General features: G+C 64.1%; 22 protein-coding genes. 10 read left to right on the top strand and 12 right to left on the bottom strand.

Annotated elements, in window-relative coordinates:
- The first annotated feature begins 244 nt into the window (after nt 1-244).
- The gene (locus ACH6CX_RS11230) at nt 245-1,663 is read left to right on the top strand and encodes a rhomboid family intramembrane serine protease (RefSeq protein ID WP_396675430.1); all 1,419 of its coding nucleotides are present in this window, start codon (nt 245-247) and stop codon (nt 1,661-1,663) included.
- On the opposite strand, the gene ACH6CX_RS11225 is transcribed toward ACH6CX_RS11230, so the two are convergent.
- Both ACH6CX_RS11225 and ACH6CX_RS11220 read right to left on the bottom strand, forming a co-directional pair.
- Complete coding sequence (locus tag ACH6CX_RS11225; RefSeq protein ID WP_237064203.1) at nt 1,664-3,067, bottom strand: hypothetical protein; 1,404 nt, start codon at nt 3,065-3,067, stop codon at nt 1,664-1,666.
- Nucleotides 3,068-3,198: 131 nt separating this feature from the next.
- A complete protein-coding gene (locus ACH6CX_RS11220) occupies nt 3,199-4,101 on the bottom strand; it encodes a tol-pal system YbgF family protein (RefSeq protein WP_396675429.1) in 903 nt (300 codons plus the stop codon).
- 234 nt (nt 4,102-4,335) lie between these two features.
- Between ACH6CX_RS11220 and pepB the strand changes: the two genes are divergently transcribed.
- Nucleotides 4,336-5,625, top strand: coding sequence for an aminopeptidase PepB (gene pepB / locus ACH6CX_RS11215; protein WP_396675428.1), 1,290 nt, complete (start codon nt 4,336-4,338; stop codon nt 5,623-5,625).
- Nucleotides 5,626-5,704: 79 nt separating this feature from the next.
- The gene (locus tag ACH6CX_RS11210) at nt 5,705-6,892 is read left to right on the top strand and encodes a DUF3667 domain-containing protein (RefSeq protein ID WP_396675427.1); all 1,188 of its coding nucleotides are present in this window, start codon (nt 5,705-5,707) and stop codon (nt 6,890-6,892) included.
- On the opposite strand, the gene ACH6CX_RS11205 is transcribed toward ACH6CX_RS11210, so the two are convergent.
- Both ACH6CX_RS11205 and ACH6CX_RS11200 read right to left on the bottom strand, forming a co-directional pair.
- Nucleotides 6,889-7,116, bottom strand: a complete 228-nt coding sequence (locus tag ACH6CX_RS11205) for a dihydroxy-acid dehydratase (RefSeq protein WP_396675426.1) — start codon at nt 7,114-7,116, stop codon at nt 6,889-6,891. The genes ACH6CX_RS11210 and ACH6CX_RS11205 overlap by 4 nt on opposite strands.
- A gap of 163 nt (nt 7,117-7,279) precedes the next feature.
- Nucleotides 7,280-7,582 (bottom strand): family 43 glycosylhydrolase, encoded by a 303-nt coding sequence (locus ACH6CX_RS11200; RefSeq protein ID WP_232940779.1) that lies wholly within the window; start codon nt 7,580-7,582, stop codon nt 7,280-7,282.
- 120 nt (nt 7,583-7,702) lie between these two features.
- Here ACH6CX_RS11200 and ACH6CX_RS11195 point away from each other — a divergent pair, with 120 nt between their 5' ends.
- A complete protein-coding gene (locus ACH6CX_RS11195) occupies nt 7,703-8,545 on the top strand; it encodes a helix-turn-helix domain-containing protein (protein ID WP_396675425.1) in 843 nt (280 codons plus the stop codon).
- A gap of 207 nt (nt 8,546-8,752) precedes the next feature.
- On the opposite strand, the gene ACH6CX_RS11190 is transcribed toward ACH6CX_RS11195, so the two are convergent.
- The 5 genes from ACH6CX_RS11190 to ACH6CX_RS11170 all read right to left on the bottom strand — a co-directional run bounded on the left by ACH6CX_RS11190 (nt 8,753) and on the right by ACH6CX_RS11170 (nt 13,358).
- A complete protein-coding gene (locus ACH6CX_RS11190) occupies nt 8,753-9,136 on the bottom strand; it encodes a DUF805 domain-containing protein (RefSeq protein WP_232940781.1) in 384 nt (127 codons plus the stop codon).
- 87 nt (nt 9,137-9,223) lie between these two features.
- Complete coding sequence (locus ACH6CX_RS11185) at nt 9,224-10,759, bottom strand: ABC transporter permease (RefSeq protein WP_237064213.1); 1,536 nt, start codon at nt 10,757-10,759, stop codon at nt 9,224-9,226.
- Nucleotides 10,756-11,433, bottom strand: coding sequence for an ATP-binding cassette domain-containing protein (locus ACH6CX_RS11180; protein WP_396675424.1), 678 nt, complete (start codon nt 11,431-11,433; stop codon nt 10,756-10,758). Before ACH6CX_RS11180 ends, ACH6CX_RS11185 begins: the two co-directional genes overlap by 4 nt.
- Nucleotides 11,433-12,302 carry a putative selenate ABC transporter substrate-binding protein gene (locus ACH6CX_RS11175; protein ID WP_232940784.1) on the bottom strand — a complete coding sequence of 290 codons (870 nt, stop codon included), beginning with the start codon at nt 12,300-12,302 and terminating at the stop codon, nt 11,433-11,435. The genes ACH6CX_RS11180 and ACH6CX_RS11175 overlap by 1 nt, the downstream gene beginning before the upstream one ends.
- Before the next feature lie 180 nt (nt 12,303-12,482).
- Nucleotides 12,483-13,358 carry an alpha/beta fold hydrolase gene (locus tag ACH6CX_RS11170; protein WP_396675423.1) on the bottom strand — a complete coding sequence of 292 codons (876 nt, stop codon included), beginning with the start codon at nt 13,356-13,358 and terminating at the stop codon, nt 12,483-12,485.
- Nucleotides 13,359-13,484: 126 nt separating this feature from the next.
- Here ACH6CX_RS11170 and ACH6CX_RS11165 point away from each other — a divergent pair, with 126 nt between their 5' ends.
- On the top strand, nt 13,485-14,177 hold the full coding sequence (locus tag ACH6CX_RS11165; protein ID WP_232940786.1) for a CAP domain-containing protein: 693 nt from the start codon (nt 13,485-13,487) through the stop codon (nt 14,175-14,177).
- Between the two features lie 66 nt (nt 14,178-14,243).
- On the opposite strand, the gene ACH6CX_RS11160 is transcribed toward ACH6CX_RS11165, so the two are convergent.
- The gene (locus ACH6CX_RS11160; protein WP_396675422.1) at nt 14,244-15,212 is read right to left on the bottom strand and encodes an endonuclease/exonuclease/phosphatase family protein; all 969 of its coding nucleotides are present in this window, start codon (nt 15,210-15,212) and stop codon (nt 14,244-14,246) included.
- A 150-nt stretch (nt 15,213-15,362) separates the two neighbouring features.
- Here ACH6CX_RS11160 and ACH6CX_RS11155 point away from each other — a divergent pair, with 150 nt between their 5' ends.
- The 4 genes from ACH6CX_RS11155 to ACH6CX_RS11140 all read left to right on the top strand — a co-directional run bounded on the left by ACH6CX_RS11155 (nt 15,363) and on the right by ACH6CX_RS11140 (nt 21,678).
- Complete coding sequence (locus ACH6CX_RS11155; protein WP_396675421.1) at nt 15,363-16,049, top strand: ABC transporter ATP-binding protein; 687 nt, start codon at nt 15,363-15,365, stop codon at nt 16,047-16,049.
- Complete coding sequence (locus ACH6CX_RS11150) at nt 16,025-18,406, top strand: FtsX-like permease family protein (protein WP_396675420.1); 2,382 nt, start codon at nt 16,025-16,027, stop codon at nt 18,404-18,406. The genes ACH6CX_RS11155 and ACH6CX_RS11150 overlap by 25 nt, the downstream gene beginning before the upstream one ends.
- Nucleotides 18,399-19,475, top strand: coding sequence for a lipocalin-like domain-containing protein (locus ACH6CX_RS11145; RefSeq protein WP_396675419.1), 1,077 nt, complete (start codon nt 18,399-18,401; stop codon nt 19,473-19,475). Before ACH6CX_RS11150 ends, ACH6CX_RS11145 begins: the two co-directional genes overlap by 8 nt.
- A 244-nt stretch (nt 19,476-19,719) precedes the next feature.
- Nucleotides 19,720-21,678 carry a DUF3604 domain-containing protein gene (locus ACH6CX_RS11140; RefSeq protein ID WP_396675418.1) on the top strand — a complete coding sequence of 653 codons (1,959 nt, stop codon included), beginning with the start codon at nt 19,720-19,722 and terminating at the stop codon, nt 21,676-21,678.
- A 13-nt stretch (nt 21,679-21,691) separates the two neighbouring features.
- Here the strand turns inward: ACH6CX_RS11140 and ACH6CX_RS11135 are convergent, their stop codons facing one another.
- Nucleotides 21,692-22,177, bottom strand: coding sequence for a DUF2306 domain-containing protein (locus ACH6CX_RS11135; protein ID WP_232940792.1), 486 nt, complete (start codon nt 22,175-22,177; stop codon nt 21,692-21,694).
- Between the two features lie 328 nt (nt 22,178-22,505).
- On the opposite strand from ACH6CX_RS11135, the gene ACH6CX_RS11130 reads away from it, so the two are divergent.
- Nucleotides 22,506-23,237, top strand: a complete 732-nt coding sequence (locus ACH6CX_RS11130; protein WP_396675417.1) for a hypothetical protein — start codon at nt 22,506-22,508, stop codon at nt 23,235-23,237.
- A 149-nt stretch (nt 23,238-23,386) separates the two neighbouring features.
- Here ACH6CX_RS11130 and ACH6CX_RS11125 read toward each other — a convergent pair whose 3' ends face one another.
- Nucleotides 23,387-23,839, bottom strand: a complete 453-nt coding sequence (locus ACH6CX_RS11125; protein WP_396675416.1) for a DUF2721 domain-containing protein — start codon at nt 23,837-23,839, stop codon at nt 23,387-23,389.
- Between the last annotated feature and the right edge of the window lie 94 nt (nt 23,840-23,933).

The raw sequence follows: 23,933 nt of genomic DNA, 5'->3' as shown, positions 1-23,933 counted from the left end.
AGGTCCCGGGCACCGGCGAGCTAAAACTTTTCCCGTGTGTCTGGTAAGGTCGAATATGACGCAACATGTGGGCATTGCACCGGCATGACCCACATTTCCCCCGGAGTCCCGAAAGCAATTTGACGATCGGTGCCCGATAAGACATTTTTGCGCATGGAAAAAGAAAGAAGGAACAGCGTTCTGCGCCCGGCCTTCCATCCATACCCGGTGCTGGCACCATGACGCGACCTGCAAGGACATCCCATTGCTGATTATCCCTGTCCAGAACAAGCCCGACTGGCGCCGGCCCCCGCTGATGTGCTTTGTGCTGATCGCGATCAACCTGCTGATGTTCGTTTTCTACCAGGGTGGGGATGAGGAGCGCTGGCAGAAAGCCGAGAATTACTATTTCTCCAGTGACCTGCCGGTCCTCGAGGAGCAGCGGTTCCTGATCTACGTGAATGAAGAGCACCCCGAGTGGCGCATGCAGATGGACGCCATGGGGGAGGATTTCGTGTACCGCGAGCTGCTGTGGAATGTCGAGTTCCACCAGTGGTTGCTGCCCCAGTTACGCAGTGAGGGCGAAACGGAATGGCTTGCCCAGCGGCAGCACTTTGCCGGGTTGCGGGACCGGGTGAGCACGCTGGCACTGGGGCTGGTGCCGGCGGATCCCGACGCCAAAGGCCTGCTGGGGCATATGTTCCTGCACGGCAGCTGGGACCACCTGATCGGCAATATGCTGTTCCTGCTGTTATTCGGGCTGTCGGTGGAGCTGGCCCTCGGCGGAATCTGGTTTGCCGCCTTCTACCTGCTCGGTGGGCTGGCCGCGGCCGGACTGCATATGGCAGTGGAGGTCGGCAGTGCGGTGCCGATGGTGGGGGCATCCGGTGCCGTATCCGCGGTGATGGGGATGTTCGTGGCTGTCTACGGTGTGCGGCGGCTGCGCTTCTTTTACACGGTGGGGTTCCTGTTCGGCGAATTCAGCGCGCCGGCGTTACTGGTCCTGCCGCTGTGGCTGGGCAAGGAAGTATTCGGCTACTTCTACGGCGATGCGGGCATTGCCTACTGGGCGCATTTCGGCGGCCTGGTGGCCGGTTTCATCGCCGCGCTGGCCTATGTCGCCTACCGCGGCGGGGTTCACGCACTGCCTGTGGAGGGCGCGACCGACGAGGGAGAGCTGCCCTCCGGTGAACACCACGCCCTGGAGCGTATCGGTCACCTGCACGAAGAGGGGCGGCTGGGCGAGGCGGCCCGGGCATCGCTGGCCGCGCTGGGGTCATTCCCCCGCTCCGTGCCGCTGATTGAACTCGCGATCAGCCTCAATGCCGTCGCGCCGGACAGCGAGGGTTTCCACCGCGCCAATCTGGCCCTGTTCGGGCTGGCTGACGATGCCGCTGTAGACGGGCATACGCTCGCAGCCAACTACTACCGCTACCTGGACCTGACTGCACAACCGCGGGCTCTGACCGGCCGCGCCTGTCTGTTGCTGGCCCGCCGGGCCGCCCGCGATCGCAACTGGGGCTGGCTCGAGGACCTGCTCCACCGCCTCAACCAGCAGCAGGTACAGCACCCGCTGCTGCCACGGCTGGGAATGGCGCTGGTGGAGCACTACCGGCGACTGGGGGAGGAAGTGCGGGCGCGGGAAATCCTGCGGCTGACACAGACCGCCGGAGCGCCGGACTGATCAGCCGGCCAGGATTCCCTGCAGGGTACTGATCTCATCGCGCAACTGGCTGTCCGGGAAGTTCTTGCGCAGGAAACTGAGCAGCTTGCGCGCCGTGTCCTCGCGGTTGAACCCGTCGATATAGACCCTGGCGAGTAACAGGTAGGCAGCGTCGAGTGCGCCGTAAGCGGGGTCGTCGCGATGCAGGTTGTTCAGCAGCTGCGCCGCCGGGCGGAATTTCTGTTGCCGGTAGAGCGCATCGGCCAGGGCGTGGCGAAGCCGCGAGTTGTCGATGACAGGCACCGGGTCAGTTGCCATGTACAGTTCTGCTGCCTTGTACGCCCGGTCCAGGCGGACGAACTTCTCCAGCAGGTGGGGCGCCAGTTCCCGCAGGGCCCCGGTATCGCGCTGGGCAAGTAGCAGCCGGTAGTAGCGCTCGTTGAGGGCTGGGTCCTCACTGTAACGCCGCAGTGTCTGCACCAGCGCCTGGCGCGCCCCTGAATAATCCCCTTCACTGAGCAGGATGTGGGTTTCTGCCAGCGTCCTCGCCCGCTCGAATTCTGCCTCGTCCATCAGCTCTGCATCGTCTTCCAGGTCCGGGCTGATACCCAGTTGCCGCTGTCGCGTCAGGCAGATGTAGCCCATCATGGCGCTGGTGACAATATAGAAATAGCCGGTACTGGCGGCGATGACCGGCATGATGGCCCAGCGCGGCAGTTCGTCGCCGATTGCCAGGATCAGGTACCCCGGCGCCGAAGACACGGCACCGGTGGTGAGCCACAACAGCCAGTAGGGCCAGCCTATGACCACCGTGAAATAAAACAGCTTCAACGGATTGATGGCTGCGCGCAGGCTGCCTTCCACCGCGAGGATGATCATGGCGGCTGGCGCCAGCAGGGACAGAGCGATCGAGTACAGCTGTAGCGCCCGTTCCCCCAGCGGTATCAACTTGTAGCCGACAAAGCCGGCCACCAGCATCATCGCGATCACCTTCAGGAACAATACGGCGCTGCGCCCATCCAGGGCTTCACCCAGCGCCGGGGCCTTCATGCGACCCCGGGCCAGGGTCTCGATTACCAGCAGGTTGTAGCGGGTCACCAGGGCCATGGCGCCCACCAGCATCGCCAGGGACAGCAGGTTCAGGCCGGAAATCAGCAGGCTCGCCAGGGCACTGAGGGCGACAACGGTGAGGGGGCCGGGTTGCAGGGCATAGCGGAAGAAAAAGGGGCCCATCTGCCAGAAGGGCCGGGCATTATTGCAGGCACCTGTGTATTCCAGCGGTTTGCGGCAAAGCGGGCACTCGGGCTGGCCGTTGTGGTAGTTGGCAGCGGCGCCCGGTATACAGCCGCGGCAGAAATCTTTCGCGCAGGACGCGCAGTGCCATTCGGCAGTCGAGCGGCGGTGGTAATCGCAGGATTGCGCCATTGTGCCTTCCCTGAATCTGGCAGAAATTCCTTTTAATTGGCGCAAGTGTAAACGGTCCGTTGAAACGCCTGCAATTTCACCGGATTACACCACCTCGGGCCTCGCATTATGGATATGGGTAAGAAAAGGCGTCAGGCCGGCTGTCGGGTGTTTGCCACGCGCTGCTGCAGTGCCTGGACCTGGCGAGCCAGGCGACCGCGCGGGAATTCCCGCCGCAGGTAAAGCAACAGCCGCGCAGCATCATCCGGGCGCTTGAGCCCCTCCAGGTAAATGCGTGCCAATAGCAGGTAGGCCGCCTCCAGTTGCCGGTAGTGGCTGTCCTCGCGGTGCAGGTTTCTGAGCAGGTGTGCCGCCTCTACAAACTTGCGCTGGCGGAACAGGGCCTCGGCCAGGGCGTGGCGCAGGTGTGACTTGTCAATAATCGGGCGGGGTGTCGTGGCCAGGTAAAACCTGGCCGCTTTGTGGGTGCGATTGAGCCGCACGAGCTTTTCCAGCAGGTGCGGGGCCAGTTCCCGCAGGGACCGGGTATCCTTTGAAACCAGCAGCAGCCGGTAGTAGCGCTCGTTGAGTTCCGGATCGCCGGTGTACCGGCGCAAGGCATCCATCAGCACACGTCGGGCGCCATTGTAATCCCCCTCGACGGTCAGGATCCTGGCCCGGGCCAGAGCACTGTCGCGGTCAGTGTCTTCGGGTGTTGCGGGGCTCCTGCGCCGTTCGGTGCGTGGTGTTACCGCGGTTACGCTGGCTGCCGGCCTGCGTCGCCGTGCGAGGATAAATAGTACGATGAGGGTAACCGTTACGCCCCAGACTGCCGGGACCTGCCACCGTGGGCCGGAGGGGAGGAAAAAACTTGCGGACGCTGCAAGCGCCAGCAGGGCCAGGGGCAGCGGGTGGCGCAGTGGAGCGAGAACACTCAGCCAGCGGTGCAGGCCAACCGGGGCGCGGGGGGTAAGGGGCTTGCGGCACAGTGGGCAGCGCAGCGATCGTTCCCGCCACTGTTGAGGATCGGCTGCGGCAGCGGGAAAGCAGGCCATGCAAAACCCCCGTATACAGCGTTCGCAGTTATGGGTGGCCCGGTTGGCCGGATGGTAATTGCAGGCGGCTGCCATAATGAATTCCCGGAATCTGTTGCGGCGGCGGAAACAGGTACTGAGCGCCGACCCATGGGCGGCTCGCGACCGAGCAGGCAGGTATCGCCGCCTGCGCCTGTTAGAATATTGCGCAAATCGATGGAACAAACTGTAAGCCAATTCACAACAAGGTGGACTATGACGAAAGCAATGCAGGTCAAGCTGGAACAGAACTCCGCGGCAGAAGCATGGGGTGACAAGGCACTGCTGAGTTTCTCCGGCGCCGTGGCCACGGTACACACGCCAGGTGCCAACGGTGACGGCAATGTTGCGGCGCAGCGGGCTGCGCGACGGCTCGATGGCATGGGTGTACCGGCCGTGGAGCTGGCCGGGGACGGCTGGGACCTGGAAAGTCGCTGGGCATTCTGGGCCGGTTACTACAACCCGCTGAAGGACAACCAGCTGGACTGGGGCCTGTCTTCCGGTCGCCAGCTGAAGGAATTGCAGGCCCGGGAGGCCGCGGCGCGCTGGGTACGGGAGGTGACCAACGGCACGCCGGAGGATATCTCCCCGCGGGTACTGGCGGAGAGTGCGGCCAACATGCTGCAGAAGCTCGCGCCGGATGCGATCAGTTACCAGATCATTGCCGGGGATTCCCTGCTCGAACAGGGGTTTGCCGGTATCCACAATGTGGGCCGCGGCAGCGTACGCGAGCCGGCCATGCTGCAGCTGGACTACAACCCGGGCGGTGACCCCGAGGCGCCGGTGGATATCTGCCTGGTGGGCAAGGGGATTACCTTCGACTCCGGTGGCTACAGCATCAAACCGTCGAACAATATGGCGGCGATGAAATCCGATATGGGTGGTGCAGCCATGGTCAGCGGTGGCCTCGCGCTGGCGATTGCGCGCGGGCTGAAAAAGCGTGTCAAACTGTACCTGTGCTGCGCGGAAAACCTGATTTCCGGTCATGCCTACAAGCTTGGCGATATCATCCGCTACAAGAACGGTGTGACGGTGGAAATCCTCAACACCGATGCGGAGGGCCGATTGGTGCTGGCGGATGGCCTGATTGCCGCCTCGGAAGAGGAGCCCCGCTGGATCCTTGATGCCGCCACGCTGACCGGTGCCGCCAAGATGGCGGTGGGCCGCGATTACAATTCTGTCATGAGCTTTGAGGATGACACCGCCCAGCGGGTGCTGGACGCCGCCGCCGCAGAATACGAGAAGGCCTGGCGCCTGCCGCTGGACAGCTTCCACCTGGAGCAGATCCCCTCCGGTTTTGCGGAGATTGCCAATGTGGGCGTGGAAGGCAGTCCCGGAGCCTCCACTGCCGCGGCATTCCTGGCCCGCTTTGTGCGTGATACCGGCCGCAACTGGGTGCATATGGACCTGTCCGGCTCCTACCTGCCATCCGGCAACGACCAGTGGGCCCAGGGGGCGAAGGGGCACGGCCTGCGCACCATCGCGCGTTTCCTGCAGGACTGCTGACATAATCGGCCGGCCACGCTGATGGGCGGGGCCGGCCGGCGCCGGAGCAACCCAATAATAAAAAACGGAAATCACTGAGATGCACACTGAAACCGTCACAGCGGGGGAGCCGGTTGTTACCGGGGAAGCCGTGACAGACACCGCTACCCCCTCCCACCCGCGAGCCTGTGCCAATTGCCAGACGCAATTGCTGGGGCCGCACTGCCACCAGTGTGGACAGCCGGTCAAGGGGCTGGTGCGGCACTTCTCGAGTGTGATTGGCGACCTGTTCGATACGCTACTGGCGCTCGACTCCCGCATCTGGCGCACCCTGGTGCCGCTGTTATTGCGACCGGGATATCTCAGCCGGGAGTACCTGGCGGGCCGTCGGGTAAGCTATGTAAGCCCCGTGCGATTGTTTATCTTCCTCTGCCTGACCACCTTTTTCGTGATGCGCCTGACCACTGACTGGGGTACGGAGCTGGTACCCGACAAGGTAGTGATGGGCGATTTTGCCGATGCGGAAACGGTGGCGGAAGTCGAGGAGCTGCGCCGGGAGGCGCTTGCCGGGCTGGACAAAGCCATCGTCGAGGGCCAGCAGGAGAATGTTCCGAGCGTACTGAATGATGGTCTTGCAGCTGCACGGAAGCAGGTCGAACGCCAGGCCGACCGGCGTATCGAACAGTTGGGTGGTGAGTTGCCCACAGAATCTGCTCCGGTGGAATCCGAGGCGGTGACGAGCGCGGAAGAGCCTGGATCACCCGATGGCAGCGAGTGGACTGAAGTGAAAAACTTCAGTCCGGGGGTGAACGCCTGGCTGAGCGAGCGGTTGCAACGCGTGGATGAAAATGCCCGGGTAATCCGTGACGACCCGAACCTGTTTCGGGAGGCTCTTATCGGGGCTATTCCCTCCATGCTGCTGGTCCTGTTGCCGCTTTTCTCCCTGATGCTGTGGGTGCTCTATGTTTTCCAGCGTCGCCTGTACATGGAGCACCTGATAGTCGCCCTCCACAGCCACGCCTTCCTGTGCCTGGCGCTGTTGCTGATTGAATTGTTGAGCGAGGTGGAGGATACCCTGGCACCGGGGGTCCTGCGGGGTGCCGTGGGGTGGGCTGGCATGTTGCTGGCCCTGTGGATGCCGCTGTACCTGCTGCTGATGCAAAAACGGGTGTATGCACAGGGCTGGGCCATGACCCTGCTTAAATACAGCGTGCTGGGTATCCTGTACTGTATTCTGGTGGGCCTCGCGACCACCATTACAGCGCTGGCAACCCTGGTCAGTCTCTAGCTCTGATGCTCCTCCAGGCCTCCGCCGATGGCTGCCTCGGGAGGGATGCTGAGGATCGGGGGGCTGCCCGGGGTACCACTCTGGCGCCCCCCTCCCATGGTGGGCAGGCAGGTGGTGCCCCGCTTTACCAGCGCCCTCGGCGGCAGCACCTTCACTACCTCCCCCGAGCCGGGGAAACCCACCGGACCGCTCTCGGCCAGGGAGTTCGAGCAGCGTAATGTCATTGCGCAAAGTCCCGACGAAGCCGCCACCCTATCGCGGTGCCAGGGTAGTGAACTGGTGACCCAGCTTCCTCATCTCTCTGTGGCCGGCATATAGCGAAAGAGTCGCTGTCCGATGATATCCACCCGATACCGGGTTCTTTCGACCGGAACCCAAGTGGGGCCCTCACCGAGGCTGGCGTCGGCCTTCCAGGCCCAGGTGGCGGAAGGTGAAATTGTGGACGTGCTTATCGCCCGCTCCGCGGCCGCGCATGTCTGCCTGTTCCCGTCGGGTCAGCACTTCCCCCCACAAGGCGCCAGTTGACCAGGCCGCGGGAGTGGTGGATGCGAACACCCGGAAACCACTCGAGGGTAGAGTGGCGATATAAAAATCGTCGCCTACACGGATGGTGCCGGGGTCCGGGTTAAAGCCGGGCAGGATGGGGTTGCGGATGCGGTGGGTGGTGGCCGGCGGTGGTGGGGACTGCATGGGTATCCCCGTGTGCAAAACCATTATTTGCAGTATGATATTGATGTGAACTGCACAAGCTTGTAAGAAAAACCTTAATAAATATAAAAATATTGATAACACCGTATCCGGGGAATCAAGATGCACAGCGCTCTGGTGTACGAAAACGTCGACCTGCCGGCGGGGCAGGCGGTCAAGGTGGCGCGCTACCACTTTCCCGAGGGCAACCCGCTGGAAATTGCACCGCATTTTCATATGTTGCTGGAAGTGATGGTGTTCGTCCGCGCCCGGGGTTACGCCATGCTGGATGGCGAGCGCTTCGATATCGAGTCCGGCAGTGTGCTGTTCCTGTCTTCGCTGACGGTGCACGAGTTGCACATGGAGGGCGGCGACCAGGATTTTTTCCTGCTGCAGTTCGATCCCTCCCTGCTGGAGGGCCAGGAGCTGGAAGCCGACCTGCAGAAGTTTGCCCCCTTCCTGAACCGGGTGGACGGCCGCGAGCTGGAGCGCCTGACGATGCTGCTGGACTGGTGTTGCGATATTAATGAGCGGCCGGCACAGGTAACCCTGCGCAACCGGGTCATGCAGTTGCTGGTGCACAACCTGTCACAGCTGGTGGCGAGCCGGGGCGCCGGCCTGGCTGGGCGCTCGTCGGCGGTGGGGCGGCTGGAACCGGTACTGCAGCACTTCAAGGACAGCAAGCAGCTGTCGTTGCCGCTGGATGATGCGGCAGCACTTTGCGGTATTTCCCGCAGCCATTTCTCGCGGCTGTTCCACCAGACCCTGAACCTCCGCTACCAGGACTTTCTCCTCAAGCGCAAGCTGCAGCACGCGGTCTACCTGCTGGTGAATACCCGGCTGCGTATCGCCGATATTGCCTGCCAGTGCGAGTTCAGTGACAGCGCCCACTTCTGCAGCAAGTTCAAGCGACTTTTCTCCGTCACGCCGCAGCAGTTCCGCAAGGCGACGGTAGAAAACCTGTAATCAATTCCGTTGCCGGGACCCGGGGGCGACCGGCAATGCGCCCGTAATTCCTGATGGGAGGAGCTGTGCATCACCGGCACAAACGGCCCTATAGTGAGCCCGAACTGAGCCCCATGGGCATGGGCTGCTGAGCGGTTAGTATGCCGATGGAGTTTCTTTGCCGGAGAGCGATATCCGGTGCCGGGCCGGCGGGTGGTACGCGGGCGCCTATTCCAGCACGTCCCGCAGGCCGGTTTTCGGGTTGGTGCCGTACTCGTTCCGGCCGGGTTCGCTGTCCAGCAGCATAAATACCAGCAACACGATGGTGCCCAGCACGGGGATCAGCGCCAGCAGGAACCACCAGCCGCTGCGGCCGGTATCGTGCAGGCGGCGCACCGTGACGGCGATGGAGGGGACCAGCACCAGCAGCGCGTAGATGCCGCTCACCGTGCCCAGCCCGGTTTCCGGGTGGAACATGCCGGTGGCGCTGTCGACCGCGCCCAGCACCAGGCTGATCAGGATATTGAACAACACGAAGTACCAGTATTCCTTGCGCCGGGCCCGGCCGCGGAATACCGCATATTTTTGCAGGGCTGCCAGGTACCAGTTCATGGGGAATCTCCGCTGCCGGTTACGCCTGTTGCCTCGATGTGGCCACGGGACCGCACCTTAACTTGAGGTTAGACCAGTCCCGGGCAGTCAGGCGCCTGGCAGTGGCCTCCGGAAGGCGCCGGATTCTGCCGGCAATGCCGGTCCCGCCAGTGGCGCTGCCAGCAGGAACTGCCGGCGCAGCCGGCGCGACAGCCAGTCGGCGCCGAGAATCAGCGCGGCATTGACGCCGATCAGCAGGATGGCCACGTCGAAGCGCATAAACTGGAAGGCCGAATCGATATAGAACCCCAGGGTGGGGATGCCCAGCACACCCAGCATGGCGGTCTCCCGAATAATGATCTCCCAGCGGTAAAAGCAGTAGGCCAGGAAGCGCTGGTACAGGGTGGGCACGTAGAAGTAGGCGAAGCGGCCCAGCGGGCCCGCCGGTACGGGTGGCGGCGGGACTTCATCGCTGTGCCGGCCCAGCAGGTGACCGATGATGGCGCCATTGTGCAGCGTCATGGCCAGTGCCGCAGGCAGCATCGAGGGGCCCAGCACAATCAGGAAAATAAAGTTCAGCAGGTACTCCGGCAGCGAGCGCAGTACCAGCAGCAGGCTGTCGCCGGCGCGGCGGGACCAGCCGCTGACAAAGTGGGAGGAATTGAGTGGTGATGCCAGTAGCGCGAACAGGGCGGTCAGCACCAGCGCCACCTGGGCCAGCAGCACGGTGTTCCAGGTGCCGGCCAGGACCTGCTCACCCAGCCAGCCCAGCCAGCGCTGGGTTTTCTCCAGCGGCCAGTCCTGGCGCAGTGGCGCCGGCACACACTCCCACAGGAAACGCAGCAGGTTGGCAGCGCTCCACTCCGCAGTGACCGGCCTGGCGACAAAGGCAGCCGGTACCAGCAACAGCAGCCAGCGGGCGCGGAACCAGAAACGCAGGGAGTACACCAGCGCCAGCACTGTCAGCAGCAGGGCGCTGGCGGCGCTGTACTCACCGGTGCGCAATGCGGTCTCCAGGTGAAAGCCGATAGTGGGCAGGCCGATGAAACCCAGCACCACTGATGAGCGAATCGCGCATTCCATGCGGTAGGCGGTGTAATTGCGCATGGCATGCAGGGCCAGTGGCAGGCGGGTATAACAGAAATGGCTGATACCGCCGCGACCGGGGGAAACCGCGCGGGCGGGACGCTGGTCGATTTCCTCCAGCTGCTCACCGAACACCTTGGCGATGGTGCCGCAGAAAGGCAGGGCGATGGCCAGCACGCCGGTCAGGGAAGAAAAGCCGAACACCTGGATAAAAATCAGCGCCCAGAAAACCTCGTGCACCGAGCGCAGGCCCGCCGCCAGCCGCCGCGCCCAGGGTCGCTGGTAAAACGCGGACAGCACCAGCCCCAGCGCCGCCGCCAGTGTCACGCCCTGCAGCGCGAACGCCACGGTGGTCAGGCTGGCATCCAGCCACTGGTCCAGGTCGGCAATGCGCGGGCTGAACAGGCCCGCCAGCATCAGCCCCAGTTCGTGGCCCGGGTCCGGCGCACTGATCTCGATATCCGCCAGTGCCAGGCACAGCAGCGCCGATACCGCGAAGTAAAAACTGAGCCGGCGCAGGCTGCGGCGCTGGCTGAAAAAGCGCAGCGCCGCGGTCACTGGTAGAGCCGCCGCAGGGCGCTTTCTTCCAGCTGCTCCACGGGCAGGTCGAACTGGATACGCCGGTCCTGCAGGCCGATCACCCGGTTGCAGGTGCGCAGTCCCAGGTCCGCATGGTGCAGGGCCACCACCGCGGTGGTGTGCTGGCCCAGCAGGTGCGTGAGCACCCGCTCACCCTGCTGGCGATCCAGTGCCGATACCGGCTCATCGGCAAGCAGGAAGGGATTCTGCTGGTACAGGGCCCGGGCCACGGCCACGCGTTGCTGCTGGCCGCCGGACAGTTCATCGGTCTTGCGCCAGAGCAGCTCGTCGATGCCCAGGGCGGCGGCGATCTCGCCGATCTCCGCCTTGCACGTTGCTGACGGCAGGAACAGCGTCCTCAGGTTGGCCAGCCCGGAGTGGCGGTCCAGGCCGCCGGCGTAAATGTTGTGGAATGCCTTGAGTTGCGGCACCAGCGATGTCTCCTGCGGGCACCAGCTGGCGGTGCCGGGGAGCTGGCTGCGCAGGTGGCGCAGCAGGGTGCTCTTGCCGGAGCCGCTCCTGCCCAACAGGGCGATACGGTCCCCCTCGCGGATGGCCAGGTGCCCGATGCGCAGGGCGAGCTGCTCCGGCCCGCCCGCGTCCGGGGCCGGGTAGGACAGGTCGCAGTCGCGCAGCTCAATCGCAATCGGCATCAGAAGTCGTCGAGCAGGCCAATGGCGGTGGCTGTTTCCTCGATCGCCCGGTAAACGTCGTTATCCGCGGGGACAAAGCGGGAGCGCGGGAAGGCCCGCAGGATCGATTCGTCCTCGAGTTTCAGCAGCGCACGGGTCAGTCGCTGCTTGAAGCCGGCACCCAGTTGCCGGTCGATATCACCCCGCACGGTCCACTGGTAATCGGCATAGGCGGGCGTGGTCCAGATCACCGATACCTGGTCCGGGTTCACTTCCCCCTTGTCCACGGCCTTTTCCCACACCGCGTAATTCACCGCGCCCACCTGGTAGGCACCGGACTGCACCAGGGCAATGGTACGGCTGTGGTCACCACTGAAACCCACCCGCGAGAAAATCTCGCCGGGGGCCTCGCCAAAGGTTTCGCGCAGGTGGAACTCGGGCATCAGGCGCCCGGAAGTGGAGCCCTTGGAGCCGAAGGTAAAGGTCTTGCCGCGCAGGGTGTCGGACAGGGTTTCGGCTGGTTGCAGGCCGGCGCTGGCGTGGGCGATAAAGTAGGTCTTGAAGAACTGGTCCTCGTAGCCCTGGGCAATGGCCTCGGAACCGGGCACGGCGCGCCGCGCCTGCACACCGGACAGGCCGCCAAACCAGGCCAGCTGCACCTGGTTGTTGCGAAACGCGGTAATGGCCGCCGGGTAGCTCTTTACCGGCATGTATTTCACATCGACATCCAGTTCTTTGGAAAGGTAATCGGCCACCTGCTGGAAGCGTCGCACCAGCTCGGCCTCGTTCTGGTCGGGAATGGCGGTGAAGGTAAATTGCGGGCGCTGGTTATCGGCAGCGGTGCTGCCGAGGGATACCAGCAGTGCCAGTACGGCGAACAGGTAGCGCATGTTTCGGTGCCTTGCGATGGAAATGGTGGAATTGCGGGGGGCCGTTTTAGCCCAGGGGGCGCGATTATACAAGCGCCCTGCCGGCGCATTGCCCGCCCGAATCCGGGGTAGGGGCAGGGGCGGGGGAAAGTGCGGATGAATTCTCTGTCAGGTGACCCATGCTGGTGCATGGGCAGGACCCTACTGGTCCGGAGCTGCCACGCTGTCGAGGAAATCAATCAATGCGTTGGCCAGCGCCTGTGGCTGCTCGGGCAGCATCGCGTGGCCCATATTGGGATAGGCCACCAGGCGGGTGTCCGGGCGACGCTGGACCAGGTTCCAGGCGTTCTGCGGCGGCGCGATCCTGTCGTCCAGCCCCTGGATTACCAGCCCCGGTGCCGTGCCGCCCAGGTAGATGGGCTCGAAATCGGTCTGCCGGGCGGCCTCCATCTGTTTCTGTGCGGTTTCGCCATGCCAGCCATCCTTCCACAGCGAGGGGTCGTTGCCGGGGGAGAAGAAAGAGTCGGCCACTGCCTGCAGGTGCTGCTCCTGCGGCAGGTCGGGATCGAACACCTTCTGGAATTCCTCCCATACCGCCCGGTCCGGCTCAATCTCGCCACCGGCGGCCATCAATACCAGGCCAGTCACCCGTTGCGGTTGCAGCCACGAGGCCGCGCGTGACACCCGGTTACCGAAATTCTGGCCGACGATAAACACCCGGTCGAGCTGCAGGCTGTCGGCCACGGCCCAGAGATCCCGCGCCAGCACCTGCAGGTTGACGTTATCCATTGGCCCGGTGCTGCCGCCGATGCCCCGCGGGTTGACCAGGACCACCCGGTAGCCCGCCGCCGCCACGCTCTCGCCCACCTGCATAAAGTCCTGCGCCGGGCGACCCAGGGAGGGATGCATCAGCACCGGCCTGCCACTGCCCTGCTGGAAAATTTCCAGCTTGGCCCTGCCCAGGTCGACCACCGAACGCTGCCAGTTGCCGTCCGCCGACCCCGCGACCTGCGCATTGGCGAGCTGGCCCAGGAAGAGGCTGGCAAGAATGCTGAAACGGAAAACGGCATGAAGCACGCGGTGGTGTCCTCCCCGGCATGAACGCTACAAGCATAGCGAACCCCCGCCGCCCGGCCCTTTTTCCGCTTGAATGCGTGGCAGCGCATCACTAAGGTTTGGGAAGACCACCACCCCGGGACACCGATGAAACGTACATTTATTTTCTGCCTGTCGCTGCTGGCCCTGCTGGTAATGCCAGGAGCCAAACTCGCCGTTGCCGGCCCCGCCTCCTCGCTACCGGACAGCCACCCGGGGCTCTGCCTGGACGGGGACGCCTGCGCGGCGGTGCGGCTACACAATGCGGTGCGCAAGCAACTGAATCGCGGCCGGCTGGCCAACAGCCCCAAACCCCTGCCACCGGTGGATATGCTGGTGCACGACCGGGCCCTGGGCATCACCGCATTTAACTGGGCGCGGCAGATGTGCGAGCGCGACGCCATGAGGCACAACCGCAACCGGGTGCGGGATTTCCACGCCAATGGCGGCAACCCGCATTACCGGCACATTGGTGAGAACCTGGCCGTATTCTCATCCACCCGGGGGGATATTTTCCCGGTGGGGGAAGGGGCCATCAGCCGGGCGGTGGATTCCTGGCTGTCCGAGGCCAACCAGTACCGCTACCGGCCCTTCACCAGCCGCGGCCCGGTAGTGGGCCATTACACCCAGCTGGTCTGGAATGCCACGGAAGTGTTCGACAGCGCCGGCAACCGGCTGCCCAAGGCGGTGGGCTGTGGTTCATACCAGTGTCGGTCGGGCAAGTGGTACAAAACCTATATCGCCTGTAATTATGCGCCGGCGGGCAACTTCAGGGGCAAGCTTCCCTACCGCGCGGAATAACATGGGCCGGGACTTTTATCCGTGCCGCTGCAGCAACAGCGGCTTTCGACCGGGTCCGGCAATCACTCAGATCCCGAACTCGATCCATAATGGGTAATGGTCGGATATCCGGTAGGAGACCGATGTGCGGCTCAGGCCCAGCCCGGCATAAAGGTGGGGCATAAAGTCAAAGCTGCCGCCGCTACGCACTTCCATGTCCAGCAGGGCTTGGTCGCCGACGATAAACCATGCAATCTGGTCATAGAAAGCGTCGTCGTCCGGATCCCCGGGATCATCGAAGATGGTCCTGGGTTGGTTGATCAGGATGTCCGGCACGGTCAGGCCGGAGGAGATAAAAACATCGTGCCCGGGACTTCCCTGGCGGTCTATGTTGAAGTCGCCGAGCGTCAGCAGGTTGTGATGGAAGCGGTTCGAGCGCCGCGCCCAGTCGGCCATCCAGTTTGCCACGCCCCTGAGTTCTGGCAGCCGGTCTGTCTCCCGGTCACCATAAAGCACGTGCAGTGTCACCAGGATAAAGGTGGTGTCGCGGCGCTGGAAACTGACGGCATATGGCGGGCGCACGAACTGCTCGTGCAGCACTTCCTGCCCGGTGTCTTGCAGCTGCTCTGGGGGGATGACAATCTCCGCAGCCAGTCCTGAAGGGCGTACCCGTGAGCGCTGGAACAGGAATACCAGCCGCTCATCATTACCCGCGTCACCGATATTTACATCGGTCATCAGGAAGGCCCAGTCCTCACCGAGGAATGCCAGTGCATCCCGCAATGCGCGCAGGTCACCCTTTACTTCCTGGATGGCAATCACATCGAACCGCGAGAGGATCTCAATGATCGCCCGCAAGCCGCGCAGGTCGCGCTTGGGACTGTCATCACCGGTGGCGGTCCACTTGCGCGTCAATGAGGCGAACGAGCGGATATTCCAGGTTGCGATCAGCAGGTTGCTGGTGGCCTTTGGCGGAATCTCGGCATCCAGGGCAGCGCGCAGCGCGTCGAGCTCGGCGCGGACGGCTGCAGGTGGATTGTCATGGATCGAGGCCATTGTCCCTCCGGCGCGGGCGTCCGGTATCCCGTTGACGGCGTACCCTGTTGCTGAAAGCATAGTCCTGCCGGGCCCTATACTTTGATCTCCAGCGGCATGTCGCCTGATGCGTTTTGCTGTCGGCCGGGGCCGACTCCAACCGGGGAAGCCATGAACGAAGTCCTGATACAGGCGCGGGACCTGTGCGTGTCCTATCGCAACGGGCGCGAGCGGATCGACGTGCTGCGGGGACTGTCGCTGGAATTGCGGCGCGGTGAGGCGGTGGCCATTATCGGCCCGTCCGGCTCCGGCAAGAGCACCCTGCTGAACCTGCTCAATGGCCTGCTGCAACCGGACAGCGGCAGCCTGCGGGTGCTCGACCGGGACGCGGCCGGGCTGGCAGAAAACGACTGGGCCCGGCTGCGCCGCACGCACATTGCCACCCTATTCCAGGACGGCAACCTGGTTCCCACGCTGACAGTGGAGCGCAATATTGCCTTTCGCGCCGGACTCGCCGGCCTGCAGCAGCATAGTGGCCAGGCATTGCTGGAGCGCCTGGATATTGCCGACATTGCCCGGCGCTATCCCGACCAGGTTTCCGGCGGCCAGCGACAGCGGGCGGCACTGGCGTGCGCCTTCATCATGGAGCCGGAAATCATTTTGGCCGACGAGCCCACCGGCAGCCTGGACCAGGCCACCGCCCGGCGGGTAACGCCGCTGTTCTTCGACGCCATCCGCGAGCGGGCGCTGGGCGCCCTGATCGTCACCCACAATACCGAGCTTGCCCGGCGCTGTGACCGGGTGCTGGAACTGCGGCAGGGAGCCCTGGAGCCATGGGACTCGGCACTGTCTTCCTGAGCCACTACCGGCGCCATCCCGGGCAACTGGCCGGCCTGCTGCTGATCCTGGCCTGCGCCGCCACCCTGTGGAGCGGGGTGCGCTCCCTGACCGGCCGCGCGGAGGAGGCCGTCGCCCAGTCCCGGGCGGCGCTGGAGCCGCGCCTGAGTGTGTTGCGCGTCGACGGCCGTGCCGTGGGGGTGGAGGATTTCGCCCGCCTGCGCCGGGCGGGGCTGTGTGCCTCGCCGCGGTTGCAGGTTTATATACCGGTGAGCGAGGCGCCTGAAGTCGTGGGTATCGATCCGTTCACGGCCGGTTGCCTGCGGCAGTACAGCGGCGGATCTCCGCTGGTGGAAGAACTGCTGGCCGGGTCCGACCGCCCCCTGCTGCTGGGCAATGCGCGGGACCTGGCGCGCTGGCGGCAACTCTCCCTGCCGGGCAGCGGCGATTACCGGCTGCAACCGGCCGAGGGCATACCGCCGGGCCTGTTGCTGGCGGATATCGCCGTCGCCGCGGAGCTGGCTTCCGGCGGGCGTGCCGACCTCGAGATCCTGCTGCCGGCGGCTGAATTACAGGGGCGGGCGCTGCCGCCGGGGTATACCACCCGGGTCGAGGACTACGGTGTCGAACCGGAGTCGCTGGTGGAAGCCTTCCTGCTCAACCTGGATGCGCTGGGGGCGCTGGCACTGCTGGTGGCCGCGCTGCTAGTGCGCAGCATCTACCGTTTTGCGCTGGAGCAGCGACGCCGCAGCCTCGAGATCCTGGTGCGCCTGGGCGTGCCGGTGGCCCGGTTACGGCTGGTGTTGGCGGCGGAGGTGCTGCTGCTGGCGGTGGCGGGCGGCAGTGTCGGTGTGTGGCTGGGGGCCATGCTGGCATCTGCGCTGGCCGGCGGCTTCCAGTGGACGCTTAGCGGCCTGTTCAGCGTGGACATCCTGGCGCAAAGCCCGCCCGCGCTGGAAACCTGGCTCGGCATGGTGCTGATCCTGGTGCTGGTGGTGGGCTGGGCCTGTATCGACCTGCTGCTACTGCGGCGCGTGCGGCCGGGCACGGAACTGGAAGGCGGGCGACGCCGGCAGCTGGCCCTGCTAATGGTGGCACTGCTGCTGGTGCCGGCCTCCCTGGTTGTATTGCTGGCGACGGAAAAACTGTGGCTGGTATTCCTCGCCGCCACCGGCTGCCTGGTGGGCGCCGGCCTGCTGTTGCCCGCGCTGCTGGACCGGCTGCTGGCGCGGGCCGAACGGCGCAGCCGCGCGGCGGGGATGGGCAGCGGTGCGCCGCTGCTGGAGTGGTCCTGTTCGGAGATGCGCGCACTGTGCCGGCTGCTGCAACTGCCGCTGGTGGCACTGGCATTCGCCATTGCGGCGGCGATCGGGGTGCAGGCGATGGTCACCGGGTTCGAGTCCACGTTCGGGCGCTGGCTCGACCAGCGCCTGCAGGGCGATCTCTACCTGGATCCCGGCCGGCCCGTGGCGACCGCCGCGTGGAATAAACAGCTGCAGCAATTGCCCGGAGTGAAAACGGTGTTGCCCATGGTACGCGGTCGCGGCCTGCTCGACGGCCAGGCGGTGGACGTCATGGCCGTGGACCCGGCCTCGCCGCTGGTGCGGGACTGGCCATTACTGGCTGCCGCTCCCGGGCCCTGGGCCGCACTTGCCGCACAGGGAGTGATGGTCAACGAGCAGCTGGCCCGGCGACAGTCGCTGTCGGTGGGGGACCGGGTGCGGTTCCGGCTTGGCAGCGCGCCACTGTCACGGCAAGTGATTGGTATCTATGCCGACTACGGCAGGCCCGAGGGCGAACTGCTGCTACCGCTGGCGCTGGTGCCGGACTCCCTGCCCGAGCGCTACACCACCTTTGTGCTGGGGGTGAACGACACAGCCACTCCGGGCTGGCAGGACTGGCCGGAGCAATATCCCTGGCTGGCTGGCGGGCGCCTGCGGGACCAGCCGGGCCTGAAGCGCGCCGCCAGCGCCGCCTTTGCGCGAACCTTCCGCATGACCCGATTGCTGAATATCCTGACGCTGGCCCTCGCCGGTACCGCCCTGGCACTGATGGGGCTGGTGATTTTCCGCCTGCGGCAACGCAGTTATACGCTACTGCATGTGTACGGCGTGACGCGGCGGCAGCTGCGCTGGCGGCTGGTGGCCCACAGCATGCTGGTCACTGGCTTGCTGGCAATCGTGGCAACCCCACTGGGAGTTTTCCTCAGCTGGGTGCTGGTGGCGCGGATCAATCCGGTTGCCTTTGGCTGGTCCCTGCCACTGGAACTCTACCCGGGTTTCTGGCTGCAGGTGTGGCTGGCCAGCCTGCTGATCGGTGCCCTGGTGGGCCTGCTGATGCGCAACCCGGTGCGACTGGAGACCCTGAAAAATGAATAGCCTGCTCCGGCTCGCACTGCTTGCTCTGATACTGGCCGGTTGTGGCGAGCGCGCCGGTAACAGCGAAGGAGGGGAATCCCTCGGCGCCCTGAGCGACGCCCCCGGGCAGTTTCGGCAGGCGCTACCGGGTATGACCGTCCGCCTGCCGGAGGATATGGGGGCGCACCGACAATACCGCCTCGAGTGGTGGTACCTGACCGCCAACCTGCAGGGCGCCGGTGACGAGCGCTTCGGTGTGCAGTGGACACTGTTCCGGTTTGGCCTGAAGCCCGGGCCCTTTGAAAACCCTGAGCCCGGCTGGCACCGCAATGAGGTCTGGCTCGCCCACGCGGCACTCAGCCGCCCGGGTGATCACCGGTTTGCCGCCCGCAGTGCCCGCGGCGGCACCGGCCAGGCCGGCATCACGGTACGGCCCTTCAGGGCCTGGATTGACCACTGGCAGCTGGAAAGTGACGAAGGCAAACCCTGGTCGCTGGCGGTGGACGGTGGGGAGTTCGCCTACCGCCTGCAACTGCAGCCACGTTTGCCCCCGGTATTTCACGGTGAGCGCGGCTTCAGTGCCAAGTCCGCCGGTGGCGGCGGCTCGATGTATTTCAGCTATCCAATGCTGGCAATTGACGGCACGGTGCAGGTCGATGGCCAGGATTTTCCGGTCAGCGGGCGGGGCTGGTTCGACCGGGAGTGGAGCAGCCAGTACCTGAAACCGGACCAGCAGGGCTGGGACTGGCTGGCGCTGCACCTGGAGGATGGCCGTCACCTGATGGTGTTCCGCCTGCGCGGTGCCGACCCCTATTTTTCCGGCACTTTAGTAGAAGCCGACGGCACCACCCGTAACCTCAGTGCCGGCGACTTCAGCCTGCAGCCCCGTGAACACCGCGACAGCCGCTTTGGCCGGGTGCCGGTCGCCTGGCAGCTGCGGGTTCCGGCTGCCAACCTGGACCTGGTAGTCCGTTCCTGGCCCGGCGATTACTGGAACCCGGGCAGCCTGCGCTACTGGGAGGGCCCGGTCAGTGTCAGCGGCAGCCACGCCGGTGAGGGCTACCTGGAGATGACCGGCTACGGCAACTGAATATGCCCGGCGCGCTGCCGGCGTCGCGGGAAATTTCCCGCCCCTGCCTGATTGCACCTCCTCCTTTCCCATATCGCGCCGCGGGTGCAGGTCCGGCGCGGCAATATACCCTGGTTGCGGAATAGCAGATGTAAGTCGCAGGATAGGCGCGCCAGTCACCGGTGCCAGGCGGCGTGGCCTCGAATGCCATCCTATGATTCCTGCAACATTGTGTTTCCCCGATGCCCGGCTGCGGGAGGATTAAATGCATCGCTTCAGCCAGTTACTGCTGCTTTCCCTGTTGCTCACCGCTTGCGGTGGTGAAAACGAAAAGCCCGCGCCGGAACCGGATGCAAGTGCCGGCGCGGAAAATGGTGAGGCGTCGGCAGGGCCAGAAGTCCCGGCTGGCCATGTGGAGACTGGAAGCACTGATACAGAGGCGGCAACCGGGGAAAGGGATGGCGATGCGGCTGCCGGCAATGTCACCGGCGACATAGCCACAGACGTCTATTTCGGGAACTTCCACGTCCACACCAGTTACTCATTTGATGCAGTAACCAATGGCGCCACCACCACCCCGGATGACGCCTACCGCTGGGCGAAGGGTGAGGCCATCTCCGCCGGGACACTGGGTGGCGAATTGCAGATCGAGCGGCCACTGGATTTCTACTCGGTATCCGACCACGCCGAGTACCTGGGCGTGTTCAAGAAGATGTACGACCCGGAGAGCCCCGCCAGCAAGCTGCCGATCGCGAAGGAAATTACCTCGGACGATACCAAAGTGGCATTCGATGCCTATGCCCGTGTGCTGGACTCGATGCAGCCGGGCAACTCGGACCCGGCCTTGTCGGATCCGTCGATTACCAAACCCATCTGGCAGGAAATGGTGGAGACTGCTGACAGGCACTACAAGCCGGGCAAGTTCACCACCTTCCCCGCCTTCGAGTGGACTTCGAACCCGGACAAGCTGAACCTGCACCGGGTGGTGGTATTCCGCACCTCCGAGGGTGTTCCGGATATGCCTTACTCGGCGCTGGACTCCGACGATCCCCGCGACCTGTGGAAATGGATGGCGAAGATGCGCGAGGGCGGCGCCACCCTGTTTGCCATTCCTCATAACGGCAATGCCAGTGACGGGCTGATGTTCCCGGTGGCGCTCGATGGCGAGCCACTGACGGCGGACTATATCGAGACCCGGGTCCGGAATGAGCCGGTATACGAGGTCTCGCAGATCAAGGGCACATCGGAAACCCATCCGGAGCTGGCGCCCAACGACGAATTCGCGGGTTTCGAGATCTGGGATTACACCCTCTCCTCCACCAGGGTGGAACGCCCCAAGAACAAGAAAGGCAGCTACGCCCGCCAGGCCTATCTCGATGGGCTGGCCATGGCCGCCAAGGGCAGGGGCAACCCCTATGTGTTCGGACTGATCGGCGACTCCGATACCCACAATTCCGCGGCCACCATAGAAGAGGACAACTACACCGGTAAATTTGGTATCGAGTCGAAAGCGGAACACCGGCTGGATGGCCCGGTACCCGGTGATGAGGTGAACAACCAGCGCGTGCGGGAATTCAGCTCAGGTGGCCTTGCCGCGGTGTGGGCGCCGGAAAATACACGGGAAGCCATCTGGGATGCAATCAAGCGCAAGGAAACCTACGCAACTTCCGGCACCCGGATGCAGGTGCGCTTCTTCGGTGGTTGGGATTACGACAAGGACAGTATGCAGGGCGACTGGGCCAGGGCTGCCTATGAAAAGGGCGTCCCCATGGGTGGCAACCTGGAGCCAGGCAGTGACGACAGGAAACCGGTCTTCCTGGTGCAGGCGATGAAAGACAGCGCCGGGGCTAACCTGGACCGCATCCAGATCATCAAGGGCTGGGTGGACAAGGACGGCAAGCAGCACAAGAAAATTTACGATGTGGCGCTGTCCGGCGATCGCAAGCCCGGCAGTGATGGCAAGGTGCCGCCGGTGGGCAATACCGTCAATGTGGAAAAGGCAACCTACACCAACGATATCGGCTCCGGCCAGCTCTCCGCAGTATGGACGGACGAGGAATTCGACCCGGCACAACATGCTTTCTATTACGCCCGGGTAATCGAGATCCCCACACCGCGCTGGTCCACCTACGATGCCGCAAAGCTGGGGCGCGAACCGCCCGACAGCCTGCCGGAGACAATCCAGGAACGCGCCTGGACCTCGCCGATCTGGTATTCGCCGTAAGCAGGGTGGGCCGCTAGATTGTCTCTTGGGGCTGGATACTCCGTGAGGCCAGCGAGGTAAGGGTCTCCGGCAGGCGCGAATGAATCATCAACCCGCCAGCGGCCACGATGACGAGGGACGGCAAGCCGACGGCGAAGGTGCCGGACAGGGTCGAGTACTCCGTCAGCAGTTGCCCGACGCCAGCGGCCACCAGGCCGACATAGGACCAGCTCATAAAGTAGGCGTGAAGGTTCATCCACCCGTAGGCCGGCCTGCGCAGGAAGGCCGGGATAAACCCGGCGCTGAGGGTGGCGAGGCTGATCCAGGCAAGAATATGGAAGGGGCCGGCGGTGCTTGAGTCCTCATACACCGACAGCGCGCTCAGGTTAGCCAGCAACAGGGAGGCGCAGTACAGGTAGCCCGGCCAACGATGCTTCCTCCCGCCTTTTTTCTGCAACAGCGCCACCGCTCCAAATGCGAGACACGCGCAGGCGAGTACAAAGTGAATAGTGCCCAACATGATTCAGGTTCCCTCCCGGCCGGGCCAGCTTGTATGCACCGGCATCTATCCCTAGTTGTTTTCCAGCGCGTGAACCAGCGCCTGTTCCCTACTACCCCGTGGTTTTGCCCAGGCCCCGTGCCCGGATACCGCGCTACACAGTAAGTCGGATTTCCTGACCCCGGTCAAGCCACCGTTCTCACCCGGGACCGGGCCGGTATCCGCCATCCATGACCCGGCAGCCGCCCTTGGCGCAACCTACCGCGCCTGATTTACAATGGCCTGCCGGTATTACCCGGCCCGGCGCCAAGACGCCGTGCAGCAGTCATATCCTGAATAGAGACCCAGTATGAGAATCCAGTACCCCGCCAGAATCCTGGCCGCCTTTGCCCTGGCCGCCTCCGTCCTGGCCCTGCTTGCGGGCTGCAGCAGGCCGGAGACCCCGCAGGAGGTCACCCAGGCTTTCTGGGGCGCGGCGGTGGATGGCGATGGCGGCGATGTGGCCCGCTATTCCACTCTGGGCCACCCGGACGCCTTTGACGGCTTCGCCCGCGACTGGGAAGGCTACCGCCCGTCCTGGGGCAGGGTGATCATCGATGGCGACCAGGCCAGCGTGGTGTCGGAATTTGCCCGCCCCGATGGCGCGCGCGACAGCGAGCGCTCCTTTGTCACCTACCTGGTGCGCCGCGACGATACCTGGCTGGTGGACTACGACCGCACCGCCCGCAGCGTCAACGGCGGCCTGTTCGGCGACATGTTCAACCAGTTCGACCGCCTCAGCCGCGAGTTCTCGCGGCAGTTCGACCAATCGACCAAGGACGCCAACGCCGAGGTGGAGCGCATGCTGGAAGAACTGGAGGGCGCCGGCCAGGAGCTGGGCAAGCAGGCCTCCGAGGCGCTGGAACGCTACTCTGAGGAGCTGGACAAGGCCCTGCAGGAAATGGAGCAGTCCATCGAGCAATCGCTGGAGGAAGACCAGAACAGCCTGCCGGCGCCGGAACAGAAGCCCATGGATTCTGCAGCCGTTGGCCCGCTACAAGGTAAGAGCACGGTCTTCGAATGGAACCGGCTTCCTGCCTGATTGATATCTGGCCTGGTAATCCTTCCAACTAAATAGAGAGCCCTGCGGTGCACGGTGTACATGCACTGCGGCTGGCTGCTCATTCATGGAAATGTCAGCTCGGCCCTGTAGGCCACCTGCGTCAATTGAGTTGCGTCTGCGGGGGGGCGTTAGTCGACCTTGAAGTCCGGTATACGAATGCTCTTCATCGCCAGGTGCACTTCACGCAAAAAGAACGCAAGCCCGGCAATCAGCGCCAGCATCGCGGCAGCAAACAAGGCTCCGACGACGCTACCCAGTGGTGCATCAATCATCACACCAACAAACAGCATCGCGATCACCACGCACAGCAAGAGGGCTGAAATCGTGGAGGCTGTAATGGCAACACTGGAGTAGTGTCTCCGGCGATCAAGGGCTCGGAGTTCTCCAGCAATCGAGTCCGGCTTGATGAGCGAGAGGTCAATTTGACCTTCTGCCAGGGCCCTGCCGCGATCGATGATCCTGGCAAGGCGGCCAGTCATGACGGCGAGCATCCCGGCAATCCCGGTCAGCAGGAAAGCGGGCGCCAGTGCAAGCTGGATCGCGCTTGCACTGGCATTGAGGATTTCAGGGGTTGAAGCCATATTGCTAGCTCGTCACGAGGCACATATTTATTGGCGATAAAGTGCTTATCTTTCAGGTGCACACCCGGTCGCATTCTCGACCTGCTGCCCGGAC

This window comes from Microbulbifer sp. JSM ZJ756 (assembly GCF_044383805.1).
GTDB lineage: Bacteria > Pseudomonadota > Gammaproteobacteria > Pseudomonadales > Cellvibrionaceae > Microbulbifer > Microbulbifer zhoushanensis.
The sequence above is the reverse complement of the archived record's forward strand: the minus strand, read 5'-3'. Positions and strand labels throughout refer to the sequence as shown.